Genomic DNA, 20,319 nt, shown 5'->3' on the forward strand with positions numbered 1-20,319 from the left:
CAATGTGCTCCTTACCCGCGCACCGCAGCGATAACACGCGCCACCTCGGCATCGGTCAGCTCGGGATGAATGGGCAGTGCCAGGATGCGCGTTGCCAGATCCTCTGAAACAGGCAGAGCCACGCCATCATGGTGTGTTTCGTACGCTGGTTGCTTATGCAGGGGCAGCGGATAGTAAATGGCGGATGGCACGCCTTTGTCTTTAAGCCGTGCCTGAAGAGGCGCCCGCTCCGCCGGGTCTTTCAGCAACACAGCGTAAATAGCCCATGCGCTTTTGCTATTGGGAACGCGTACAGGTGTCTGCACAACATCTTTCAGCCCGGCATCATAGGCTTGGGCAATCGCATCGCGCCGCGCCAGTTCCTGCTTAAAGCCGTCCAGCTTTGCCAGAAGCACAGCAGCCTGAATGGTATCCAATCGTCCATTCATACCTGTCCGGAGCACCTGATACCGTGTTTTGCCTTCACCGTGCGTCCGCAGGGAGCGGTACAGGTCTGCCCGCTCTGCATCGTCTGTCAGAATTGCTCCGCCATCCCCGTAGCCACCCAGTGGTTTGGACGGAAAGAAGGAAAGTGTAGTGGCCGTCGCTTCCCGCCCCAGCGGTTTCCCCTCAAGGTCCGCGCCAAAGGACTGAGCACAATCCGCCAGCAAAAACAGGCCTTCTTCCTGCGCGATGGTACGCAATTCGGCCCATGGAGCAGGCTGACCAAACAGATCCACCCCAACAATGGCGCGGGGCGTCAGTTTACCAGCATCACGCACGGCACGGATACGTGCACGAAGATGCTGAGGGTCAATCTGGAATGTATTTGGGTCAACATCCACAAAAACCGGGGTAGCGCCAAGCACAAGCGGGACTTCTGCCGTGGCGGTATATGTAAAGGCTGGCAGGAAGACAGCATCACCACGGCCAATATTTTCGGCCATCATGACAATTTGCAGGGCATCAGTCCCAGAAGAAACACCGACGCATTCCTTGGCACCACACCACTCTGCCAGACGTTTCTCCAGCTCAAAAACTTCCGGGCCCATGACAAAGTGGCAGTGGTCAAACACCGCATCCACACGCTGGCGCAGCCCCGGCCCCAGGCGCTTTTGCTGCGCTACCAGGTCCAGAAACGCAATCGGTTTATCAGTCTTATCGGTCATTGAACCACCTGTTCTGTGCTGCCTGAATGTAAGGGAGGCGCGCCCTCCGCCACAACCTTCTGTGCAGAGGCCGGGCTGGGATTGCCGTCGGGATTATGAGTGAATTCGGGGACCAGCAACGTCAGAATACGCAAGGCTGCCTCAACATTGCCTTGTCGGGCAAAGGCCGCAATCTGATCGACCGCATGGGAGACCTCCTGCAGGTCCACCACGCGCGGTTTTGCCATCAGCAGTCCCGGGTTATCCGTTGGCACAGGTGCTTCCCGGCCATGGAACAGCTCTTCATACAACTTTTCACCCGGACGCATGCCAGTAAAGCGGATGCCGACATCCTCCTCTGGACGCAGCCCGGCCAAGCGGATCATCTGGCGGGCAAGATCCACAATTTTGATCGGATCTCCCATATCCAGCACAAATATACCGCCACCACGCAACAAGGTATCCGTATCGGACAGGCCCGCCCCATGTGTGCCCCGCACACTGGCTTGCAGCACAAGACCTACGGCTTCTGACACAGTCATAAAATAGCGTCGCATATCTGGGTGGGTGACCGTCACTGGTCCCCCACGCTCTAACTGACGGCGAAAGAGGGGTACGACAGACCCTGTAGACCCCAATACATTCCCGAACCGGACAGTAATACACCGCATGGCCTGCGCATTGCCCGAAGCCCGGGCCTGAATGTCCAGCGCCTGACAATACATCTCCGCTGCCCGTTTGGCCGCTCCCATAAGGCTGGACGGATTAACTGCCTTGTCTGTGGAGATCACCACCATGGCCTGTGTACCGTGCCGCGCTGCGGCATCAGCCACCACACGGGTACCGTGCACGTTGGTGAGGAGGCCTTCCGCCGGGTTCGCTTCTACAATCGGCACATGCTTGAGGGCTGCTGCGTGAAAGACAAGGGCAGGCTTATATGCCGCCATAATCCGTTCAATACGGTTCTCATCCCGAATATCGGCCACAAGCGCTACACGCGGCACATGAGGGGCCTGCTCGGCTAACTCCGTATCAATTTGCCACAACTCAAACTCACCATGATCCAGCAGGATAAGACGGGCTGGGCCAAGGTGTGCAATCTGCCGCACCAGTTCAGACCCGATACTGCCTCCGGCCCCAGTGACCAACACTGTACGACCGCCGATCATGCGTTCCATGCCGTCTCGATCCAGAGGGACCTGCGGGCGGTTCAACAGATCTTCAAGCGGGATAGGGCGCAGTTCTACCCGTTCGGCCGGGGTCAAGGCTGTCAGAGCGGGCGTGCGCAACACCGCAATGCCGTGCGCTGCGGCTGCATCCAGCACCTTGGTAAGCCCCTCCCCCCGGAATGTTGGCTCTGTCACAACCAGAGATTCCGGTAGGGTGTGCATCCGTGCCAGACGGTCCAGAATTTCGGTCACATCTTCAATATGCCCGAGGATAGGCACGTTATGAATGCGCCGCCCTGCCTGATGCGTGCCCAGAGCAATCAACCCCACAACCCGGATACCGTCTTCCGGGTTACGCTCAATGGAACGCAGGTACAGATCTGCCACGGCATCAACGCCAATCAGCACAACACGTCGCTGGCCAGCCTTGCGGAGCGCCCGCCCATAGGCCAGCCGGTAGCAGACACGCAGCCCACCTAGCATGACCAGCAAAACCAGCGCGTAAATAACGGGAAAGGTTGGGCTGGGGAGATTATGTTTGCCTATCAGCAGCGCTAGCGAAAACAGCAACGCACTGGCAGCGGAAGCACCGGCAATGCCAATAAGGTCTGAAACCCCTGAGAAGCGCCAATATTGCTGCGGCATACGAAAAGGCACACCGCTCACCACCAGCGTTATGGCCCCTCCTGCTAAAAACCACAGAGGGTGCAGCAGGCCATCCTGCGGGGCGGCAAGCCACCGTGCCAGCGGCGCAGCAATAGCCGCCAACAAACCGTCCAGAAGGATGTTGACCAGAATTCTATTGAGCGGACGCAGCTTGGGACTACGATGAAAAGGCTCTGAGCGTTGCGATACCATTACCTTGCACCTATAGCGTAGCACTTGCCATCCTAGAAGCTGCACATTACCGCGATTATATGCCCATGCTCCTCTCTGACCCCATTCTGGCTGTTTTCTGCCTGCTTTGCGCTGCATTTTTTGCGGCAGGGCTGGTGCGTGTCATGATTAATCTGGCCGTATTGGACCATCCAGGACACCGCAGCGCGCACGAAACCCCTGTCCCCAAAGGGGGTGGCGTTGGGGTGATGGCGTCTTTTTTTCTTTTTTTCCCCCTCGTTCAGGACATTACAGGCCATAGCGTTTTGCAGGCCGATGTTATTCTGACAGCCGTGGCCACGGCGCTGCTGGCCTGCGTGTCTTGGGCGGATGATCTGTACCAGTGGCCTGCCTCCATTAAACTGGTCGCGCAGACTGCGGCTGCGGCCCTGGTTATCGCTGGCGGCACGGCCACGTCATGGCCAGCCCCATCTTATGGGCTGGTGCTTTCATTATTCTGGCTTGTTTTTATTACCAACGCCGTCAATTTCATGGATGGGCTTAACGGCCTTATTTCGGGCTGTCTGATTGTCGGAAATCTGTTTGTTGCCGCAACCGGCACTTATTTTGGTCTGCCAGATCTGGTGTGGCCAGCCCTGATGCTTGCAGGGTGCCTGTGCGGCTTTCTACCCTTCAACTTTCCAAAAGCCCGCATTTTTTTAGGGGATGTCGGCAGTCAAGGCTGTGGCCTGCTGGCAGGTACAGCCGCGCTTTACATGACTCGTCATACCAGTCAGCCTTCTGGCTGGGTTTTGGGGCCAGCGCTTCTTTCGCCCTTGATTTTTGATGTCCTGTTCACGCTTGTACGGCGCAAGATTGCGGGGCATTCCCTTATGCAGGCGCATAGGGGCCATTTGTATCAGGTACTGCACCGCAGCGGCATGAACCCCGTGCTCATCACACTGTGCGAATGTGGGTTTGTTCTCTGGGGGGGTATGGTTGCCGTGTACACAGCCCCCTTCCTGCCGCTGAAGGCAGCCTGCATTGCCGTTCCGTTACTGGCGGCACCGCAATTAGGGTGGTTGGCACTGGCTATTATAAGAACACGCCGCCATCCGGTTGGCCCGTGGTAGCGGCGCGTCTGTCACAGCCATTTCGGCTGTGGCAAGTAGTCTTTAGTTTTTAAGTTCGAAAGTCAGGCCTTCAGCAGAGCTTGCGAGACGAGCTCCTTTGGTTGCCGTTTCGATCTTGATGCGGACGCCATTCTTGTTTTCAAGCACCATACCGCCCAACCCGTTACCCAACGTGGCTTCACCATGCGCGGCTGCGTAGGTGCCAGCGAAGTCTTCAGCCTTATGCAGGTTGTAAACCGTGCCTTTGCCCTCGATGTGAGAGAAGCCGACGGCTGCGATCGTTCCACCGGTGATAGAATATTTGTAGGTTTTACCACCAAAACGCAGTTTGGCATCACCCCAGGTGTACCCGAGCCCTACAGCGGCTGACTTGGCGGAAAGGGTTATGGTGCCCGTTTTGGTCCCCATGGCATCGCCTTCAGCAAAGGCGGCTGGAGCCAGAGAAGCTGTTGCAAAAGTGAGAGCCGCAGCGGCGGCAAATGAAGCAAACCGCATTTGAACGTTCCTTTAGTTAACAATCTCGTCTCAGATACAGTTGCAGGCTTTAAAATACCCTGAGTGCTGCATTTGAAAGTTGTTTAACAAAACGTCCTGATAGGCGGAAAAGTTGCCTTATGGCCGTTGAAGCACAAAATTTTCTGCATCAACGGCACAAGTGCATGGTTGCAGTCTGGCTTAAGCAGCGGCTACGCGGCGCAGGCGGCGTACTGGCTGTTCTTTTTTCTCAGCCTGAGTTGCCTTCTTGGCTTCATCATCCGCAGCGCTACCCATGATGGAACGAATTTCCTTCAGGTAAGACGCGCCTTTTGGTGTGCGCTGCACCAGCACAGAACGACGGTCCAGCGGGTCCACCTTACGGCGCGCCAGATCCAGCTCTCCCAGACGGTCCAGCGCACGGGTGATGGCAGGCTTAGAGACATTCAGGCTGGAAGCAAGGCCCCGCACCGTGTGGCCGGATTCGTCCAGATAGCAGGTCAGGAATACGGCAAGCTGGCGGGCAGACAGGTCCGGACCATCGCCACGCACGAGAGACACCACGGTGTCCCGAAGGGTTTTTACCAGTTCTTCTGCGTGGGCTGCATTCTGTGCCATCGCGTTTCATCCTTGTTTTGATACCGATGGTCAGCCCGTAGCAGGCGCGGCATCGGTCTTGGTAACCGTTATCCGGCAGAGTAGATCCGGCTTATATAGGAACCGGAACAGGTATTTAAATCCTGTAACGATAAAATAGTTCCGCCGGCGGTCACTTTTCTTTACGCATCCGCTCCGTTCTGGCTTGCGAACAATTTTTCAAGCATGGCAAAAACAGCCCTAACCCCAGGAGAATCACCACCTTCTGGCCGTCCGGGGCGGCTGGAATCATTCCATGCATAGGTGTCGATATGCGCCCACCGCTGACCTGCCTTTACAAAACGCTCAAGAAACAGTCCGGCCGTTACTGCACCGGCCATAGGTTTAGATGAAATATTATTGAGGTCTGCTACTGAACTGGACAGCCATCCAGCATAGCCTTGCCAGAGTGGTAACCGCCATAGAGGGTCTGCCTGAGCATGACTTACTGCAAGAAGGGCCTCCGCCACACCATCATCATTACAGAACAGGCCGGGCAGATCCGGCCCCAATGCAACCCGCGCGGCACCCGTCAGGGTGGCCATATCCAGCAGGAGGTCTGGAGTCGTTTCTCCCGCCTCAGCCAGCAGATCACACAGCACCAGACGGCCTTCCGCATCCGTATTGCCAATTTCTACTGTCAGCCCTGCCCTACTTTTCACCACATCCAGCGGGCGCATGGCGTGACCGGACACACTGTTTTCCACACAACCAAGCCGGACTTCCAACTGTATAGGCAGGTCTTGCGTCATGATCAGGCGTGCCAGAGCCAGAACGGATGCCGCCCCGCCCATATCTTTTTTCATCCGCAACATGCCCGCAGATGGCTTGATGTCGTACCCACCAGAGTCAAAGCACACACCTTTGCCTACCAGTGAAATAAGAGGGGCCTTCTTGCCTGCCTTACTGCCACGCCACCGGGCTACGGCAACACGGGGGCCACGGTCAGAGCCGTTACCTACATGCGCCAACAGAGGGTAAGCCTTGTCCAGCGCCTTCCCTTTTATAATCTCGACCTCAGCCCCAAGCGGGGCCAGTGCATCCCGCGCCGCGTGGGCCAGTTCCGTTGGGCCAAGCAGGTTGGCGGGCGTATTGATCAGGTCTCGTGCCAACCAGATGGAACGCGCCGTTTCAACCGCGCGCCCTGTTTTTTCTTCCTCAGTAACAACCAGTTTCGGCTTTGCCATCTGCTCGGCAGCGTTGGCTTTCAGGGAAAACTGGTAGGAGCCCAGACAAAAGCCCAGCACGACATCGTCCCGCTCCACATCATCAGGAGTATGAACCTGCCAGTTACCCGGCGGCAGTTTTCCTGCCAGTGCACCAAACTGGTAAGGGTCCTTCACACTAGCAGGAGCAATCCCGAATACGGCTGAAAGCTGCCCTGCTGTATTTGGCACAAGTGCGATATCTCCCGGCTTGCCGGTAAAACCACATGCCTGCACAAAAGCCAGTCCTGTCGGGCCAAGATGAGTCTTGAGGTGACCTATGTCAGGTGCTCTTACCGCGTAAACGGTGTGCGCTTTCTTCTGGTTACGGCGTAAAACACTCAGGCACTCTGCATCTTGAACGGGCATGAATTTTTCCTCCTACACCCGAAATTGCCTGCCTGCGGGTGGGGATGCAATGGTTAAGAAACACCAACAGCTTGCTTTTAAAAGCATACCGGCTGACCATAGCGGCATGATGGATACCCCCCGCCGCCCGGCCCCCCGTGTGCGTGCCCTTACCGCTGATGATGAAACGCCGGTCAGAGCCATTCTTGGCCCGACCAATACCGGCAAGACCCATCTGGCTCTGGAGCGTATGCTGGCCCATCACTCCGGTATCATGGGGTTTCCGCTCCGCCTGCTGGCGCGGGAAAACTATGACCGCATGGTTCAGTTGAAAGGGGTACGGGCCGTAGCCCTCATTACTGGGGAAGAGAAGATCATTCCCCCCGGTGCCCGCTGGTTTTCCTGCACGGTTGAAGCCATGCCTGTAGACCGCAAGGTGGACTTTGTTGCCGTTGATGAAATTCAGCTCTGCGCAGACCCCGAACGCGGCCATATCTTCACGGACCGCCTGCTGAACGCCCGCGGCGAGTCCGAAACGCTGTTTCTGGGCGCTGAGACCATAGCCCCCCTGCTCCGCACCCTGATACCCAAAGTGGAGATTGAGACACGCCCACGCCTCTCCAACCTTGAACATACGGGTTATACGCGCCTGAGCCGCCTGCCACCCCGCACGGCCATCGTGGCGTTTTCAGCCGGTGATGTGTACGCCATTGCAGAACTGATCCGCCGCAGGCGCGGCGGCTGTGCGGTTGTTATGGGGCAGCTTTCCCCCCGCACCCGTAATGCACAGGTTGCCCTCTATCAAAACCGCGAGGTGGATTATCTGGTTGCGACCGATGCCATTGGCATGGGGCTGAACATGGATATTCACCATGTCGCCTTTGCTGGCATGTCCAAATTTGATGGTTCCCGCAGACGTATCCTGACCCCGGCAGAAGTAGCCCAGATTGCAGGCCGTGCGGGCCGTGGCACGCAGGATGGCACCTTTGGCACAACCGGAGACTGCACACCCTTTACAGAAAATCTGGTTGATGCGGTCGAGAACCACCAGTTCGAGCCTCTCCACCACTTATACTGGCGCAATAGTGCGCTGGACTACACCACTCTCCAAACCCTGCATGCCAGCCTGTGCCGGAAAACACCCGCACCCGGATTATGGGGGGCTGATCCCTCCTCCGATCTGCTCGCTCTGTCTGCGCTGATGCGGGACCCAACTATCCAGAGCCTGTGCAAAAGCCCGGAGCACACGCGCCTGCTCTGGGAAGTGTGCCAGATACCCGATTTTCGTAAATTGGGAGAAGACAGCCATATCCGCCAATGTGCGCAGATTTTTGTAACCCTTGTGCGCAAAAATCAGCTTCCATCCTCATGGCTGGAAACGCGGCTGGTCAATCTGGAGCGTACGGAAGGCGATATCGACTCCCTCATGCAGCGCCTGATGGGCATAAGGCTCTGGGCGTATGTCGCGAACCGTGCAGACTGGGTTGAGAACCCGGAGCTCTGGCGTAGCCGGACCCGCACTGTGGAAGATGCTCTATCCGACATACTGCATGAGCGTTTGGCCGCACGATTTGTGGATAAACGGGCCACCAGTTTAGCCCGCCGCTTGGAAGAGGCTGATAGTCGCCCGCTGCTTTCCGCTATTACGCGCACAGGGGAGGTGAGTGTTGAAGGCCACCCGGTCGGGCAGATGCAGGGCTTTGCCTTTCTGCCAGACCCTGAGGCCGCCCGCTCAGACCAGCCATTGCTGTTGCGTGCGGCTCGTCGGGCGGCCCGTAGCGAAATACCACGCCGGGTCACACAGTTTCTCCACGCGCCCGATGACACGTTGCGCCTTGATATCGCAACGGGTGTCCTGCTGTGGCACGATGACCCGATTGGTCGGCTCCAGAAAACGGATGAGCTCCTTAAACCCGCTGTGCATGTAACCACAGCCGAGTTTCTGGATGCCGCACATCGGGAGCGTATCCGCCTTAAATTGACGGATTTTGTAACCCGCACCATCCAGCTTGGTCTGGCCCCGCTCTTTAAGGCAGCGGACGCCGTGGCGAACGTGCCTGTCTTACGTGGCCTGATGCACGGCCTGCTGGAGCATGCTGGTGTCATGCCCCTGCCGCCCCGCGAGTTTCTAACGCCGCGCAATGCCGCAGCCTTACGCAAACATGGGGTACTATCAGGCCCTACAGCATTATTTTGCCCTGCTGTGCTCCGACCACAGGCCATGGCACTACGGGCTCTGCTTTTGGCCGTGCAGGGTGGTTACACGCCGTTTGCCCTGCCACGGGCTGGTGCGGTGTCCTTCAAAGCCGAGAGCCTGACCCTTCCTTCTGAGCAAGCACAGTATGCGTTGCCACGGATTGGATGGATAGCAGCAGGCCCGCTATGGGTCCGACTCGATATAGCAGAAGAGATAAAGCGCTCTCTGCACCATCTGGCGGAAAAAAGGCCTGTCCCACTGCCTACGGGCTTGGCAAACAGACTAGGGGCAACCTCTGCCATTCTGCCGGATGTTCTGATGGGTTTGTCTATTCCGCTGCAATTACCAGCATTACTTGGCAAAAAGCAGTACGGCCCCCCTGCCCCCATACTGATAAAACCTGCAAAACAGGCTATACCGCATAAACACCGCACTCAGCAGACAAGGCGCCAAAGGCATAGGCCAGCACCTGTATCCGGTGCATTTGCAGCATTGGCAGTGTTGCAAAAACGCCTATAAACTGAGCCACGCACACCCGGAAAGGGCGATACCTTGTGCAAGCGGGTTGCCATTGGCCGCAAACGCCCTCATATCATGCGCCATCCTTGGTGGTATGTGCCTATCGTGCCATGCCATTTGACCCCCGGCCAGACCCTGTTCAGGCCTTCAGATAATTTCGGAGATGGCAATGACCTACGTGGTCACTGAAAACTGCATCCGCTGCAAATTCATGGACTGTGTTGAAGTCTGCCCTGTTGACTGCTTCTATGCTGGCGAAAACTTCCTGGTTATTAACCCGGATGAATGCATTGACTGTGGCGTTTGCGAGCCGGAATGCCCTGCTGAAGCCATTTTCCCTGACAGCGATGACCGTGCAACAGCTTGGGCTGAACTTAACGCATCCTATTCCACCAAGTGGCCGAACATTACCCGTAAGGGCACGGCCCCGGCAGATGCGGAAGAATGGAAAGATAAGCCCAATAAGGCTGAGCTGCTTTCTCCAGAGCCCCACAAAGGCTAAGACCACCACCCTTTTCCGTGGTTGTTTACTCTGGCGCGCCTACCCCTGTGGTAGCCGCGCCATTTTTTTTGGCCTGCTCTTAAAAACCCTCACCGTTTCAAACGCGGCCTTCATGGAAAGAAGGAACGTCTGCCCAGTGCGGCTTATGCATGAAAAACGGCGCATAATGCCTGCGCGCTCTGCCTGACAACAGGCACAAAAAAAGCCCCGGAGTTACCCCCGGAGCTTTTTTCGTCATGTTCTGGCCACCCCGAAGGCTGGCCAGAAAACCCGATATTAGCGGGACATCATGTGGATAGCTGTGTTGTTCATGATGAACAGTGTGCCAATGATGAAAATGGCAACAAACCCAACAGTGAACACAAAGCACATGTTGTTCCAGCGCTGTTCAGACCCACCACCCATGTGAAGGAAGTAGTGCAGGTGAACAACCACCTGAACAAGAGCCAGAACGGACAGAGCCAGAATTGTACCAGACGGAGACAGGCTGTGCGTTGCAACAACTGCAAAAGCCAGAACCGTCAGGATAACAGCAAGAACAAAACCAATAACGTAAGACGTTACGCTACCATGGCTCTCGCCGGAGGAGGATGTGTGAATTTCGCTCATCAGACCATGCTCGCCAGATAGACATAGGTGAAGACGCAGATCCAGACGATATCCAGGAAGTGCCAGAACAGGCTCAAGCAGGTGAGCTTGTTCATCATGCGTTCCGGAATAGCGGTTGTACCCATGAGCTGAACGATCAGGGTTACAATCCAGATCAGACCACAGGTCACGTGCAGACCGTGGGTCGCCACCAGCGTGAAGAAGGCGGACAGGAACGCACTGCGGTCCGGACCTGCGCCTTCATGGATCATGTTGGCAAATTCGTTCACTTCCAGACCAACGAAGCCGAGGCCAAGCAGGAAGGTCACGCCAAGCCACATGATGACTTTGCTGATCTCATTCTTATGGGCAGCAATCATGCCAAACCCATAAGTGATGGAAGAAATAAGCAGCAGGGCGGTTTCAATCGCCAGACCACTAATTTCGAACAGTTGGTGGCCGGAAGGGCCACCGTTGAACTGGTTACGCAGGACTGCAAACGTGGCAAATAGTGAGCCAAAGATAATGCAGTCGGTCATCAGGTAGACCCAGAACCCGAACACCACCGGAGATTCGTGATGGTGTTCGTCGTGGCCCGCGGTCTGAACAGTTGTGTCGTGTGCCATTATTCAGCTGCCTGTGCCATCAGTTTACGGGAATGCTCGTTCTCGATCCGGGCAACTTCTTCAGCAGGGATGTAGTAATCGATATCTTTGTTGGCACTACGGGCAATAACTGTCCCGATCACACCAATAAGACCGATTGCTGCAAGCCACCAGATGTACCAGACGGCAGCAAAACCAAACACCAGACTGAAACCACCCACGAGAAGACCAGCAGCCGTGTTTTTCGGCATGTGGATTGCTTCGTAAGGGCCACCAGCGCAGCGGGTATCAATACCGTTTTCTTTGTCATGCATGAAAGCATCAAGCTCATGCACGTGCGGAACGATAGCGAAGTTGTAAATCGGAGGCGGTGAAGAGGTAGACCATTCCAGAGAGCGGCCGTTCCATGGATCACCAGTAACGTCGCGGTTCTGCGGCAGGTTACGGTCACGGATGGTGACGTAAAGCTGCGTCAGCTGGCAGACGATACCCAGCAGGATCAGCACTGCACCAACTTCAGCAACCAGCAGCCAAGGGTACCAGGCAGGGTTGTCGTAGTGGTTCAGACGACGGGTCATGCCTTCGAAGCCGACAACATACAGCGGAACGAATGCAAAGTAGAAACCAACGAACCAGAACCAGAAAGCACGAATGCCCCAGCTTTCGTTCATCTTGAAGCCCATCACTTTCGGGAACCAGAAGTTCATGCCAGCGATGTAGCCGAAGTACACACCACCAATAATCACGTTATGGAAGTGGGCGATAAGGAACAGGGAGTTATGCAGCACAAAGTCTGCACCCGGAATAGCCATCATCACACCGGTCATACCACCGATGGTGAAGGTCACCATGAAGCCGATAACCCAGTACATGCAAGCATGATACTCGATACGGCCCTTATACATGGTGAACATCCAGTTAAACAGCTTCACACCCGTTGGGATCGAAATCACCATGGTTGCAATGCCGAAGAAGGCGTTCACGTCCGGGCCAGCGCCCATTGTGAAGAAGTGGTGAACCCACACAAGGAAGGACAGAACCATGATGGCGCAGGTTGCGTAAACCATGGTGCCGTAACCAAACAGCGGTTTCTTTGAGAATGCCGGAACAACTTCAGAGAATACGCCGAAGGCAGGAATAACAAGAATGTAAACTTCAGGATGGCCCCAAGCCCAGATCAGGTTGAGGTACATCATCTGATTACCACCACCGTCATTGGTGAAGAAGTGCATGCCGAAGTAACGGTCCAGACCCAGCAGTGCAACCGCAACGGTCAGCACAGGGAAGGATACCATGATCAGGATGGAAGCGCAGAAAGCGGTCCAGGTGAAAACCGGCATTTTCATCCAGGTCATGCCAGGAGCGCGCATCTTCACGATGGTCACAAAGAAGTTCACACCGGTCAGCAGCGTACCAACACCAGAGAGCTGAATAGCCCAGATGTAGTAATCCACACCCACGCCAGGACTGAACTGAGATTCGGACAGCGGCGGGTAAGCCAGCCAGCCGCACTGCGAGAATTCACCGATGAACAGGGAAACGTTCACCAGGATAAACGCAATAGCGGTCATCCAGAAGCTCAGGTTGTTCAGGAACGGGAATGCAACGTCGCGGGCACCGATTTGCAGCGGCACAACGAAGTTGAACAGACCGGTCATGAACGCCATGGCCAGGAAGAAGATCATGATCGTACCGTGAGCGGAGAAGATCTGATCGTAGTGATGGGGTGGAAGGTAACCGGGGTTACCTGCGTAAGCCAGCGCAAGCTGGGTACGCATCATGATAGCGTCCGCAAAACCACGGAACAAAGCAACCAGCGCCAGTACGATGTACATGACAGCCAGACGCTTATGGTCAACAGAAGTGAACCACTCTTTCCAGAGATAGCCCCATTTACCCAAATAAGTAATCAGCCCCAGAACCGCGAGGCCAATGATGACAACGCCAGCAAATGTACCAATAAGAATTGGCACATCAAACGGGATGGCCGATAGAGATAGTCTCCCTAACATTGATCCTATTCCTTCATATTCATGTCGGACATCGCGGACTGCATCTGGAGCATTTGCCCAGTCTTTTTGTCCATGACCATGCCGTTGTTGTACTTGGCCACAATCGTGTCGAACATGCCGGTCTCTACGTGAGAGAAGTATTCAACAGGATTGGCTTCGCTCGGAGCAGCAAGCTTAGGATACGTCTGGGCATCCAGCTGTTCAGAGGAAGATTTGACCTTTTCAACCCAGGCATTGAATTCGTCACCGCTTACAGCAAGCGTACGGAATTTCATGTCCGAGAAGCCACGACCGCTATAGTTAGCGGATTCACCCAGATAGTCGCCCGGTTCGCTAGCCAGCAGGTGAAGCTGGGTCTGCATACCGGCCATTGCGTAGATCATGGAACCAAGACGCGGGATGAAGAAAGAGTTCATCACGGAATCGGAAGTGATTACGAAATCAATGGGGGTGTTTACAGGAATAGCCAGCTGGTTAACTGTCGCAATACCCTGTTCTGGGTAGATGAACAGCCATTTCCAGTCCAGCGCTACAACTTCAACATGCAGCGGTTTGGTGTTGGCTTCTGCTTCCAGCGGTTTGTACGGGTCAAGAGAATGACACGTCTGGTAGGTGATCACTGCCAGAAAGATAATGATCAGGGTGGGAACGCCCCAGATGATCAGTTCGATCTTGTTGGAGTGGCACCATTTGGGGAGATATTCTGCACTGGTGTTTGACTGACGATAATGCCAGGCAAAATAAAGTGACAGAATAATGGTCGGAACGACCACAATCAGCATTGCGATTGTTGAGGTCAGGATGAGCGACTTAACGCCCTCCCCAACCGGTCCTTTCGGGTCCAGAACATCTAATTCACACCCGGCAAGCAGCAACGCTGACGATAGGCCGCCCAATCGCGCCATTCTCGCCAGTAACTTGTTTTTCATCGCACGCCTCTTGGTTCTGACATCAACTTAGCCTCACAAAGACTCTCTTGTTCCTGCTGCCATAGAAGCCGGATAACAGCAAGAAACTACGCTCATCTCCCCATGAGGCTCAAACACCATGAAACCGGCAGGAAATCCGCCACTTCTTTCAGAAAGAGTGACAGGCTTCATGCCGGAACAATGCTTCAGCTCCACGGGCAGTGGAAACGCCTTGGACGCTACTTTATTCCTAAAGGCCAGATTCTCAATGTCAGAAAAGTGACAGCAGCCCTTCACCACACCGAGGTTCCTCCCGTAGGAATGTCCTATCCCGGTGTTATTCCGCTGTTTTTGAAGCCCGACAAGGCTTCACAATTTATTTCAAAATGTTACAAATTTTTGGATTTTTCTGAGAAATCTTTTTTATATCAAACAGTTGAGTGGTGTTTTATGAAATCACAAACCTGTTACTCACCTGTTCGTGCTTAGTATAAGTCTTATTTTTGTCGTATTCCAGACCAAAACAGTCCTTTTCTCTTTATGCATAGCTGCTGTTGCAAAAAAGCCCGACCTTTTACGGTCGGGCTTTTCATAATGGTGCAGACTCCTACACCGCAGACTTTTCGTTTGGGTGCTGCCCTTTAGTCGTTAGAGCTACGAACACCCATGAATTGCAGCAGAAACTGGAACAGGTTGATGAAGTTGAGGTACAGGCTCAGCGCATCGTACACGCTACGTTTAGCGGCTTCATCCGGTCCTTCATACGCAGCGTATTGCGGGTAAGTCACACGGATACGCTGGGCGTCAAACGCACTGAACGCCGTGAAGATAAGCACCCCTACAATGCTATAGACAAAATACACTGCCGGGCTTTTCAGGAAGATATTCACCAGACCAGCGATAACCAGACCAAAAAGCCCCATCATCAGGAACGAGCCAAATTTGGCCAGATTAGCTTTGGTTGTGTAGCCCCACAGCGAAGTAGCTGCGAACATGCTGGCGGTTACCAGAAAGACGCGAACAACCGAAACACCCGTGTAAACTAGGAAAATGCTGGAAAGACTAGCGCCCATCGTGGCGCAGAATGCCCAGAACAGGCCTTGCGCACCCTGACGGGACAAACGGTTCACACCAAAAGACATGACCAGCACAAAGCCCAACGGCGCGATCATGGCAGCACCGCCCAGCAACGTGGGGTGCACAGCCAAACCGCCAGCAGTTGGCACAACCTGGAAAAACAGATTGCGCAGCCCTGTGAAGGCAACAGCATAGGCCACAATGCCTGTCAGCAGCAGGCCAGAAGCCATCCAGTTATAAACACGCAGCATGTAGGCCCGCAGGCCTGCATCCAAAGCTCCGGCTTGAGCATTCCAGCCAGAAGCTGCAGCGGGTGAACGATAGTCGTGACCAAACGACATGCTTTCCTCTCCTTGTCCGGCTTGACCGGCTTTGCTTTATACTTGTGGCTGCCCTGCCCCTACGTCAAGGGTTGCTGCCTGATGATTCCGTGATTCAAGGGAGAGGCTTACAGAACATAAGCCTTGGGCCATGCATGCTCTTACAGTACATCATACTGGCTCATTTTGTCAGAACTCAGGCATAGGTTGTTGTATGCACCTCATTCTCGGCGTTGCTCCGCCTGACAGTCTCCGCACCCAGCTTGTAGCACTCCAAAGCCAGTTCTGGAGTGATGCGTGGGAGCCTGCCTCATTTCTGATGCTTCCCTTGTGCAAACTTGGTGAGGTTACTTCCCCCCTTATTCTGGAAGAGCTGGACCATGGCCTTTTGGGGCTGCGGGGCAAAGGCCCGGCCACGCTGGCGGCTGACGGTTTTGGCGTCTTTACGCGCAGGGACCGAATCTCGCTCGAACTTAAAATACGCGCCCCTGTTTTACATCACCTTTCCGTGAAAATTGGAACGCTAGCCAAACGGGCTGGCGTGAAAAATCCTCATGTCATGACCCCTCTCTCCATCCCGCTGGCAACCATCACAAACGTGGACGCGGAAGACGTGAGCGCATGGTTACAAGTGCATCATTCGCCCCCTTTTGAAGAAGACACGATTTCGGAAATTACCCTTTTCAGCACTTGGAAAAATTCCGAAACAACTTTTTATACAGCGGAAACTGAATACCCTTTCTAAGAGAAATTTAGCTTATTTTATCAAATGTTATAACAGCTATAACGGTATTTTCAGACGCACTAAGAAGCCCCCGCAACACCCGTCACGGCCGTTCCAACTGTCGCAAATTCGCGACAAGAATGGAGGCAGCCATTCCGTGGGCGTGATTGACAGAAACAGGGTGCATTGGCTGAGTGTCTCCTAAACCGGAATACCGGCTTTTATTGTCTTTTTTCCTCACCTTAATACCAGTCGAGGACACTATCATATGACCCGCCCCGCCTCCGCCAAGAGACGTTCGCTGCTAGGAATTCTCGCGGCTGGAACGATCTGTGCCGCTCCCTTTCTTCCCGCCCACGCTGATGGGTTGGGCGATACGGGACAAGCAATCGTCCATGCTGATGACCATCCTGAAAACTGGTTGAGCTACGGCCGCACCTATACCGAGCAGCGCTACAGCCCGTTGGAAGACATCAACAAATCCAACGTTGGTAACCTCAAGCTGGCTTGGTATTTCGACCTTGATACCAACCGTGGCCAGGAAGGCACCCCGCTGGTTGTTGATGGTGTGATGTATGCCACCACCAACTGGTCCAAAATGAAAGCGCTGGACGCCGCAACCGGTAAACTGCTGTGGCAGTATGACCCGCGCGTGCCCGGCAACATTGCTGACAAAGGCTGCTGTGACACGGTTAACCGTGGCGCTGGCTACTGGAACGGCAAGGTCTTCTTCGGGACGTTTGATGGTCGACTGGTGGCACTGGATGCCAAAACCGGCAAACGCGTTTGGGAAAAGAACACCATCCCCAAAGAAGCCTCTCTTGGCCAGCAGCGCTCCTACACGGTTGACGGTGCCGTGCGCGTTGTCAAAGGCCTTGTGCTTATCGGCAACGGCGGCTCAGAATTTGGCGCCCGTGGTTTTGTGTCTGCATTTGATGCAGAAACCGGTGAGCTGAAATGGCGCTTCTACACGGTTCCTAATAACAAGAATCAGGCTGATCATGCCGCTTCTGATGAAGTGCTCATGAAAAAGGCCTACAAGACCTGGAGCCCCACGGGCGCATGGACCCAGCAGGGCGGTGGCGGCACCGTTTGGGACTCCATTGCTTATGACCCAGTGGCAGACCTTGTGTACCTGGCTGTTGGGAACGGCTCCCCCTGGAACTACAAATACCGCTCTGACGGGATTGGCGATAACCTCTTCCTTGGCAGCATTGTTGCCGTTAAGCCGGAAACCGGCGAATACGTGTGGCACTTCCAGGAAACGCCAATGGACCAGTGGGATTACACCTCGGTTCAGCAGATCATGACGCTGGATATGCCCATTAACGGTGAAACACGCCGCGTTATTGTGCATGCCCCTAAAAACGGCTTCTTTTATATTCTGGACGCCAAAACGGGTGAATTCCTGTCCGGCAAAAACTATGTGTACCAGAACTGGGCACAGGGTCTGGACCCCAAAACGGGCCGTCCGATTTATAACCCTGACGCACTTTATACCCTCAACGGTAAAGAATGGTACGGCATTCCGGGTGACCTTGGCGGCCATAACTTTGCAGCCATGGCTTACAGCCCCAAAACAGGTCTGGTTTACATTCCGGCCCAGCAGGTTCCGTTCCTGTATAAAAACCAGGTTGGTGGCTTTAAAGCTCACCCGGATTCCTGGAACCTTGGTCTGGACATGAACAAGGCCGGCCTGCCGGATACCCCTGAAGCCCGCACAGCCTTCATGAAGGACCTGAAAGGCTGGATTATCGCTTGGGACCCCAAAAAGCAGGAAGCTGCGTGGAGTGTTGACCACAAGGGTCCATGGAACGGTGGTATTCTGGCAACCGGTGGTGACCTGCTATTCCAGGGTCTGGCAAATGGTGAATTCCATGCCTATGACGCAACCAACGGTGCAGACCTGTTCCACTTTGACGCTCAGAGCGGCATTATTGCACCGCCTATTACGTACAAGGCACAAGGTAAGCAGTACGTTGCGGTAGAAGTGGGTTGGGGCGGCATTTATCCGTTCTTCCTTGGTGGTCTGGCCCGTACATCCGGCTGGACAGTCAACCATTCCCGCGTTGTGGCCTTCTCTCTGGATGGCAAGGCTGAACTGCCTCCGCAGAACGACAAGGGCTTCCTGCCGGTTAAACCGCCAGCGCAGTACGATACCAAGGTGACCGATAACGGTTACTTCCAGTTCCAGACCTATTGCGCCGCCTGCCATGGCGATAACGCAGAAGGCGCTGGTGTGCTGCCAGACCTGCGTTGGTCCGGCTCCATCCGTCATCAGGACGCCTTCTACAACGTGGTTGGTCGTGGCGCTCTGACGGCTTATGGCATGGATCGTTTTGATACGAGCATGAAGCCTGACGAGATTGAAAACATCCGCCAGTTCATCATCAAGCGTGCCAACGACACCTATCAGCGTGAAGTCGATGCACGAAAGAATGACAAGGGCATTCCTGAAAACGCGACCCTCGGCATCACGCCGTAATGGTCCGGCGAGTCATGACGTCATTCGGCACACAAGCGAGATAGTGGTAAAAAACGATGATTAAAGGACTAAAAACCGCTCTGGGAGCGGTCACCGTCGGGCTTCTGGCTGGTGCTTCACTGGCCCACGCTCAGGGCGCTGACACTGAACTGGTGAAAAAAGGCGAGTATGTTGCTCGCCTTGGGGACTGCGTTGCCTGCCATACCGCACTGCATGGTCAGGTGTATGCAGGTGGCCTGACGATCGAAACTCCGGTCGGCACCATCTACTCCACCAACATCACGCCAGACCCTACTTACGGGATTGGCTCCTACACGCTGGAAGACTTTGACAAAGCCATCCGTCATGGCGTGCGCAAAGACGGCAGCAGCCTGTACCCGGCAATGCCTTACCCGTCCTTTGCCCGCATGTCGGATGAAGACATCAAGGCGCTCTATGCCTACTTCATGCATGGTGTGAAGCCGGTTGCCCAGCCCAACAAGCCAGTGGGCATCTCATGGCCGCTGTCCATGCGTTGGCCGCTGTCCATCTGGCGCTCCACATTTGCCCCCACACCAAAACCCTTCACCCCGGCTCCCGGCACCGATGCTGAGGTCGCACGTGGTGAATATCTGGTGACAGGCCCAGGCCATTGCGGTGCGTGCCATACCCCGCGTGGCTTTGGTATGCAGGAAAAAGCACTTGATGCGTCCGGTGGTGCAGACTTCCTGGCTGGCGGCGCACCAATTGATAACTGGATTGCTCCCAGCCTGCGTAACGACCCGGTTGTTGGTATTGGTCGCTGGTCTGAAGAAGACCTGTACCTGTTCCTGAAGTCTGGCCGTACAGATCACTCCGCTGTATTTGGCGGCATGGCAGACGTTGTTGGCTGGAGCACCCAGTACTTCACGGATGCAGACCTGCGAGCCATGGCGAAATACCTGAAGGCTCTGCCGCCAGTTCCACCGTCACGTGGCGACTACACGTACGATGCTTCAACGGCACAGGCGCTGGATTCCGGCAATACATCTGCACCGGGTGCCGCCACCTATGTTGAACAATGCGCAATCTGCCATCGTAATGATGGGGGTGGCGTAGGCCGTATGTTCCCACCACTGGCCGGCAACTCCGTTGTGGTAACGGATAACCCGACTTCTGTGGCGCATATCATTGTTGCCGGTGGCGTTCTGCCTCCGACCAACTGGGCACCTTCCGCCGTGGCTATGCCGGGTTACAAAAGCGTTCTGTCTGACCAGCAGATTGCTGATGTGGTCAACTTCATCCGCACGTCATGGGGCAACAAGGCACCTGCTAACGTCACAGCTTCCGACATCCAGAAACTGCGCGTTAACCATGCTCCAATTTCCACCACCTCATGGGGTTTCGGTGGAGATGCAACGGCAACATGGGGTGTGTTCCATCCGCAGCCATATGGCTCAGGCTGGACCTTTGCTCCGCAGACCCATACGGGCGAAGACGCAGCTCAATAAAACAA

17 protein-coding genes are annotated in these 20,319 nt (G+C 55.1%); 7 read left to right on the forward strand and 10 right to left on the reverse strand.

Going from position 1 to position 20,319, the window contains the following annotated elements; all coding sequences use genetic code 11:
* Nucleotides 1-11 precede the first annotated feature (11 nt).
* Together ACTIDN_RS03210 and ACTIDN_RS03215 are read right to left on the reverse strand one after the other, a co-directional pair.
* Complete coding sequence (locus tag ACTIDN_RS03210; protein WP_441375955.1) at nucleotides 12-1,148, reverse strand: DegT/DnrJ/EryC1/StrS family aminotransferase; 1,137 nt, start codon at nucleotides 1,146-1,148, stop codon at nucleotides 12-14.
* Nucleotides 1,145-3,154 (reverse strand): polysaccharide biosynthesis protein, encoded by a 2,010-nt coding sequence (locus ACTIDN_RS03215; RefSeq protein ID WP_441375956.1) that lies wholly within the window; start codon nucleotides 3,152-3,154, stop codon nucleotides 1,145-1,147. Before ACTIDN_RS03215 ends, ACTIDN_RS03210 begins: the two co-directional genes overlap by 4 nt.
* Before the next feature lie 59 nt (nucleotides 3,155-3,213).
* Between ACTIDN_RS03215 and ACTIDN_RS03220 the strand changes: the two genes are divergently transcribed.
* On the forward strand, nucleotides 3,214-4,245 hold the full coding sequence (locus ACTIDN_RS03220; RefSeq protein WP_441375957.1) for an MraY family glycosyltransferase: 1,032 nt from the start codon (nucleotides 3,214-3,216) through the stop codon (nucleotides 4,243-4,245).
* A gap of 42 nt (nucleotides 4,246-4,287) precedes the next feature.
* Here ACTIDN_RS03220 and ACTIDN_RS03225 read toward each other — a convergent pair whose 3' ends face one another.
* From ACTIDN_RS03225 to ACTIDN_RS03235, 3 genes are all read right to left on the reverse strand, one after another.
* Entirely contained in the window at nucleotides 4,288-4,740 is a 453-nt protein-coding gene (locus ACTIDN_RS03225) for a hypothetical protein (RefSeq protein ID WP_415508713.1), read from the reverse strand.
* Between the two features lie 180 nt (nucleotides 4,741-4,920).
* Nucleotides 4,921-5,337, reverse strand: coding sequence for a MarR family transcriptional regulator (locus tag ACTIDN_RS03230; protein WP_048839053.1), 417 nt, complete (start codon nucleotides 5,335-5,337; stop codon nucleotides 4,921-4,923).
* A 161-nt stretch (nucleotides 5,338-5,498) separates the two neighbouring features.
* On the reverse strand, nucleotides 5,499-6,929 hold the full coding sequence (locus ACTIDN_RS03235; protein WP_441375958.1) for a leucyl aminopeptidase family protein: 1,431 nt from the start codon (nucleotides 6,927-6,929) through the stop codon (nucleotides 5,499-5,501).
* Nucleotides 6,930-7,035: 106 nt separating this feature from the next.
* Between ACTIDN_RS03235 and ACTIDN_RS03240 the strand changes: the two genes are divergently transcribed.
* Complete coding sequence (locus tag ACTIDN_RS03240; protein WP_441376017.1) at nucleotides 7,036-9,624, forward strand: helicase-related protein; 2,589 nt, start codon at nucleotides 7,036-7,038, stop codon at nucleotides 9,622-9,624.
* A 169-nt stretch (nucleotides 9,625-9,793) separates the two neighbouring features.
* On the forward strand, nucleotides 9,794-10,126 hold the full coding sequence (gene fdxA, locus ACTIDN_RS03245) for a ferredoxin FdxA (RefSeq protein ID WP_415508711.1): 333 nt from the start codon (nucleotides 9,794-9,796) through the stop codon (nucleotides 10,124-10,126).
* Nucleotides 10,127-10,402: 276 nt separating this feature from the next.
* Here the strand turns inward: fdxA and cyoD are convergent, their stop codons facing one another.
* From cyoD to cyoA, 4 genes are read right to left on the reverse strand one after another with little or no spacing between them, the layout of a single operon-like run.
* Nucleotides 10,403-10,735: a cytochrome o ubiquinol oxidase subunit IV gene (gene cyoD / locus ACTIDN_RS03250; RefSeq protein WP_048839050.1), complete on the reverse strand. Its 333-nt coding sequence runs from the start codon at nucleotides 10,733-10,735 to the stop codon at nucleotides 10,403-10,405.
* Nucleotides 10,735-11,340: a cytochrome o ubiquinol oxidase subunit III gene (gene cyoC / locus ACTIDN_RS03255; RefSeq protein ID WP_048839049.1), complete on the reverse strand. Its 606-nt coding sequence runs from the start codon at nucleotides 11,338-11,340 to the stop codon at nucleotides 10,735-10,737. The genes cyoD and cyoC overlap by 1 nt, the downstream gene beginning before the upstream one ends.
* Nucleotides 11,340-13,331 (reverse strand): cytochrome o ubiquinol oxidase subunit I, encoded by a 1,992-nt coding sequence (gene cyoB, locus ACTIDN_RS03260; RefSeq protein WP_441375959.1) that lies wholly within the window; start codon nucleotides 13,329-13,331, stop codon nucleotides 11,340-11,342. Before cyoB ends, cyoC begins: the two co-directional genes overlap by 1 nt.
* 5 nt (nucleotides 13,332-13,336) lie before the next feature.
* Nucleotides 13,337-14,260 carry a ubiquinol oxidase subunit II gene (gene cyoA / locus ACTIDN_RS03265; RefSeq protein WP_048839047.1) on the reverse strand — a complete coding sequence of 308 codons (924 nt, stop codon included), beginning with the start codon at nucleotides 14,258-14,260 and terminating at the stop codon, nucleotides 13,337-13,339.
* A 102-nt stretch (nucleotides 14,261-14,362) separates the two neighbouring features.
* Here cyoA and ACTIDN_RS03270 point away from each other — a divergent pair, with 102 nt between their 5' ends.
* On the forward strand, nucleotides 14,363-14,728 hold the full coding sequence (locus tag ACTIDN_RS03270; RefSeq protein WP_441375960.1) for a hypothetical protein: 366 nt from the start codon (nucleotides 14,363-14,365) through the stop codon (nucleotides 14,726-14,728).
* Between the two features lie 152 nt (nucleotides 14,729-14,880).
* Here ACTIDN_RS03270 and ACTIDN_RS03275 read toward each other — a convergent pair whose 3' ends face one another.
* Nucleotides 14,881-15,657 (reverse strand): Bax inhibitor-1/YccA family protein, encoded by a 777-nt coding sequence (locus ACTIDN_RS03275; RefSeq protein WP_441375961.1) that lies wholly within the window; start codon nucleotides 15,655-15,657, stop codon nucleotides 14,881-14,883.
* 193 nt (nucleotides 15,658-15,850) lie between these two features.
* Here ACTIDN_RS03275 and ACTIDN_RS03280 point away from each other — a divergent pair, with 193 nt between their 5' ends.
* The 3 genes from ACTIDN_RS03280 (at nucleotide 15,851) to ACTIDN_RS03290 (ending at nucleotide 20,314) form a co-directional block, all read left to right on the forward strand.
* A complete protein-coding gene (locus tag ACTIDN_RS03280; RefSeq protein ID WP_441375962.1) occupies nucleotides 15,851-16,381 on the forward strand; it encodes a 2'-5' RNA ligase family protein in 531 nt (176 codons plus the stop codon).
* A gap of 247 nt (nucleotides 16,382-16,628) precedes the next feature.
* Nucleotides 16,629-18,845: a PQQ-dependent dehydrogenase, methanol/ethanol family gene (locus ACTIDN_RS03285; protein ID WP_048839043.1), complete on the forward strand. Its 2,217-nt coding sequence runs from the start codon at nucleotides 16,629-16,631 to the stop codon at nucleotides 18,843-18,845.
* A 56-nt stretch (nucleotides 18,846-18,901) separates the two neighbouring features.
* The gene (locus ACTIDN_RS03290; protein ID WP_441375963.1) at nucleotides 18,902-20,314 is read left to right on the forward strand and encodes a c-type cytochrome; all 1,413 of its coding nucleotides are present in this window, start codon (nucleotides 18,902-18,904) and stop codon (nucleotides 20,312-20,314) included.
* Nucleotides 20,315-20,319 lie beyond the last annotated feature (5 nt).

This window comes from Acetobacter sp., from assembly GCF_052102375.1.
Classification (GTDB): domain Bacteria; phylum Pseudomonadota; class Alphaproteobacteria; order Acetobacterales; family Acetobacteraceae; genus Acetobacter.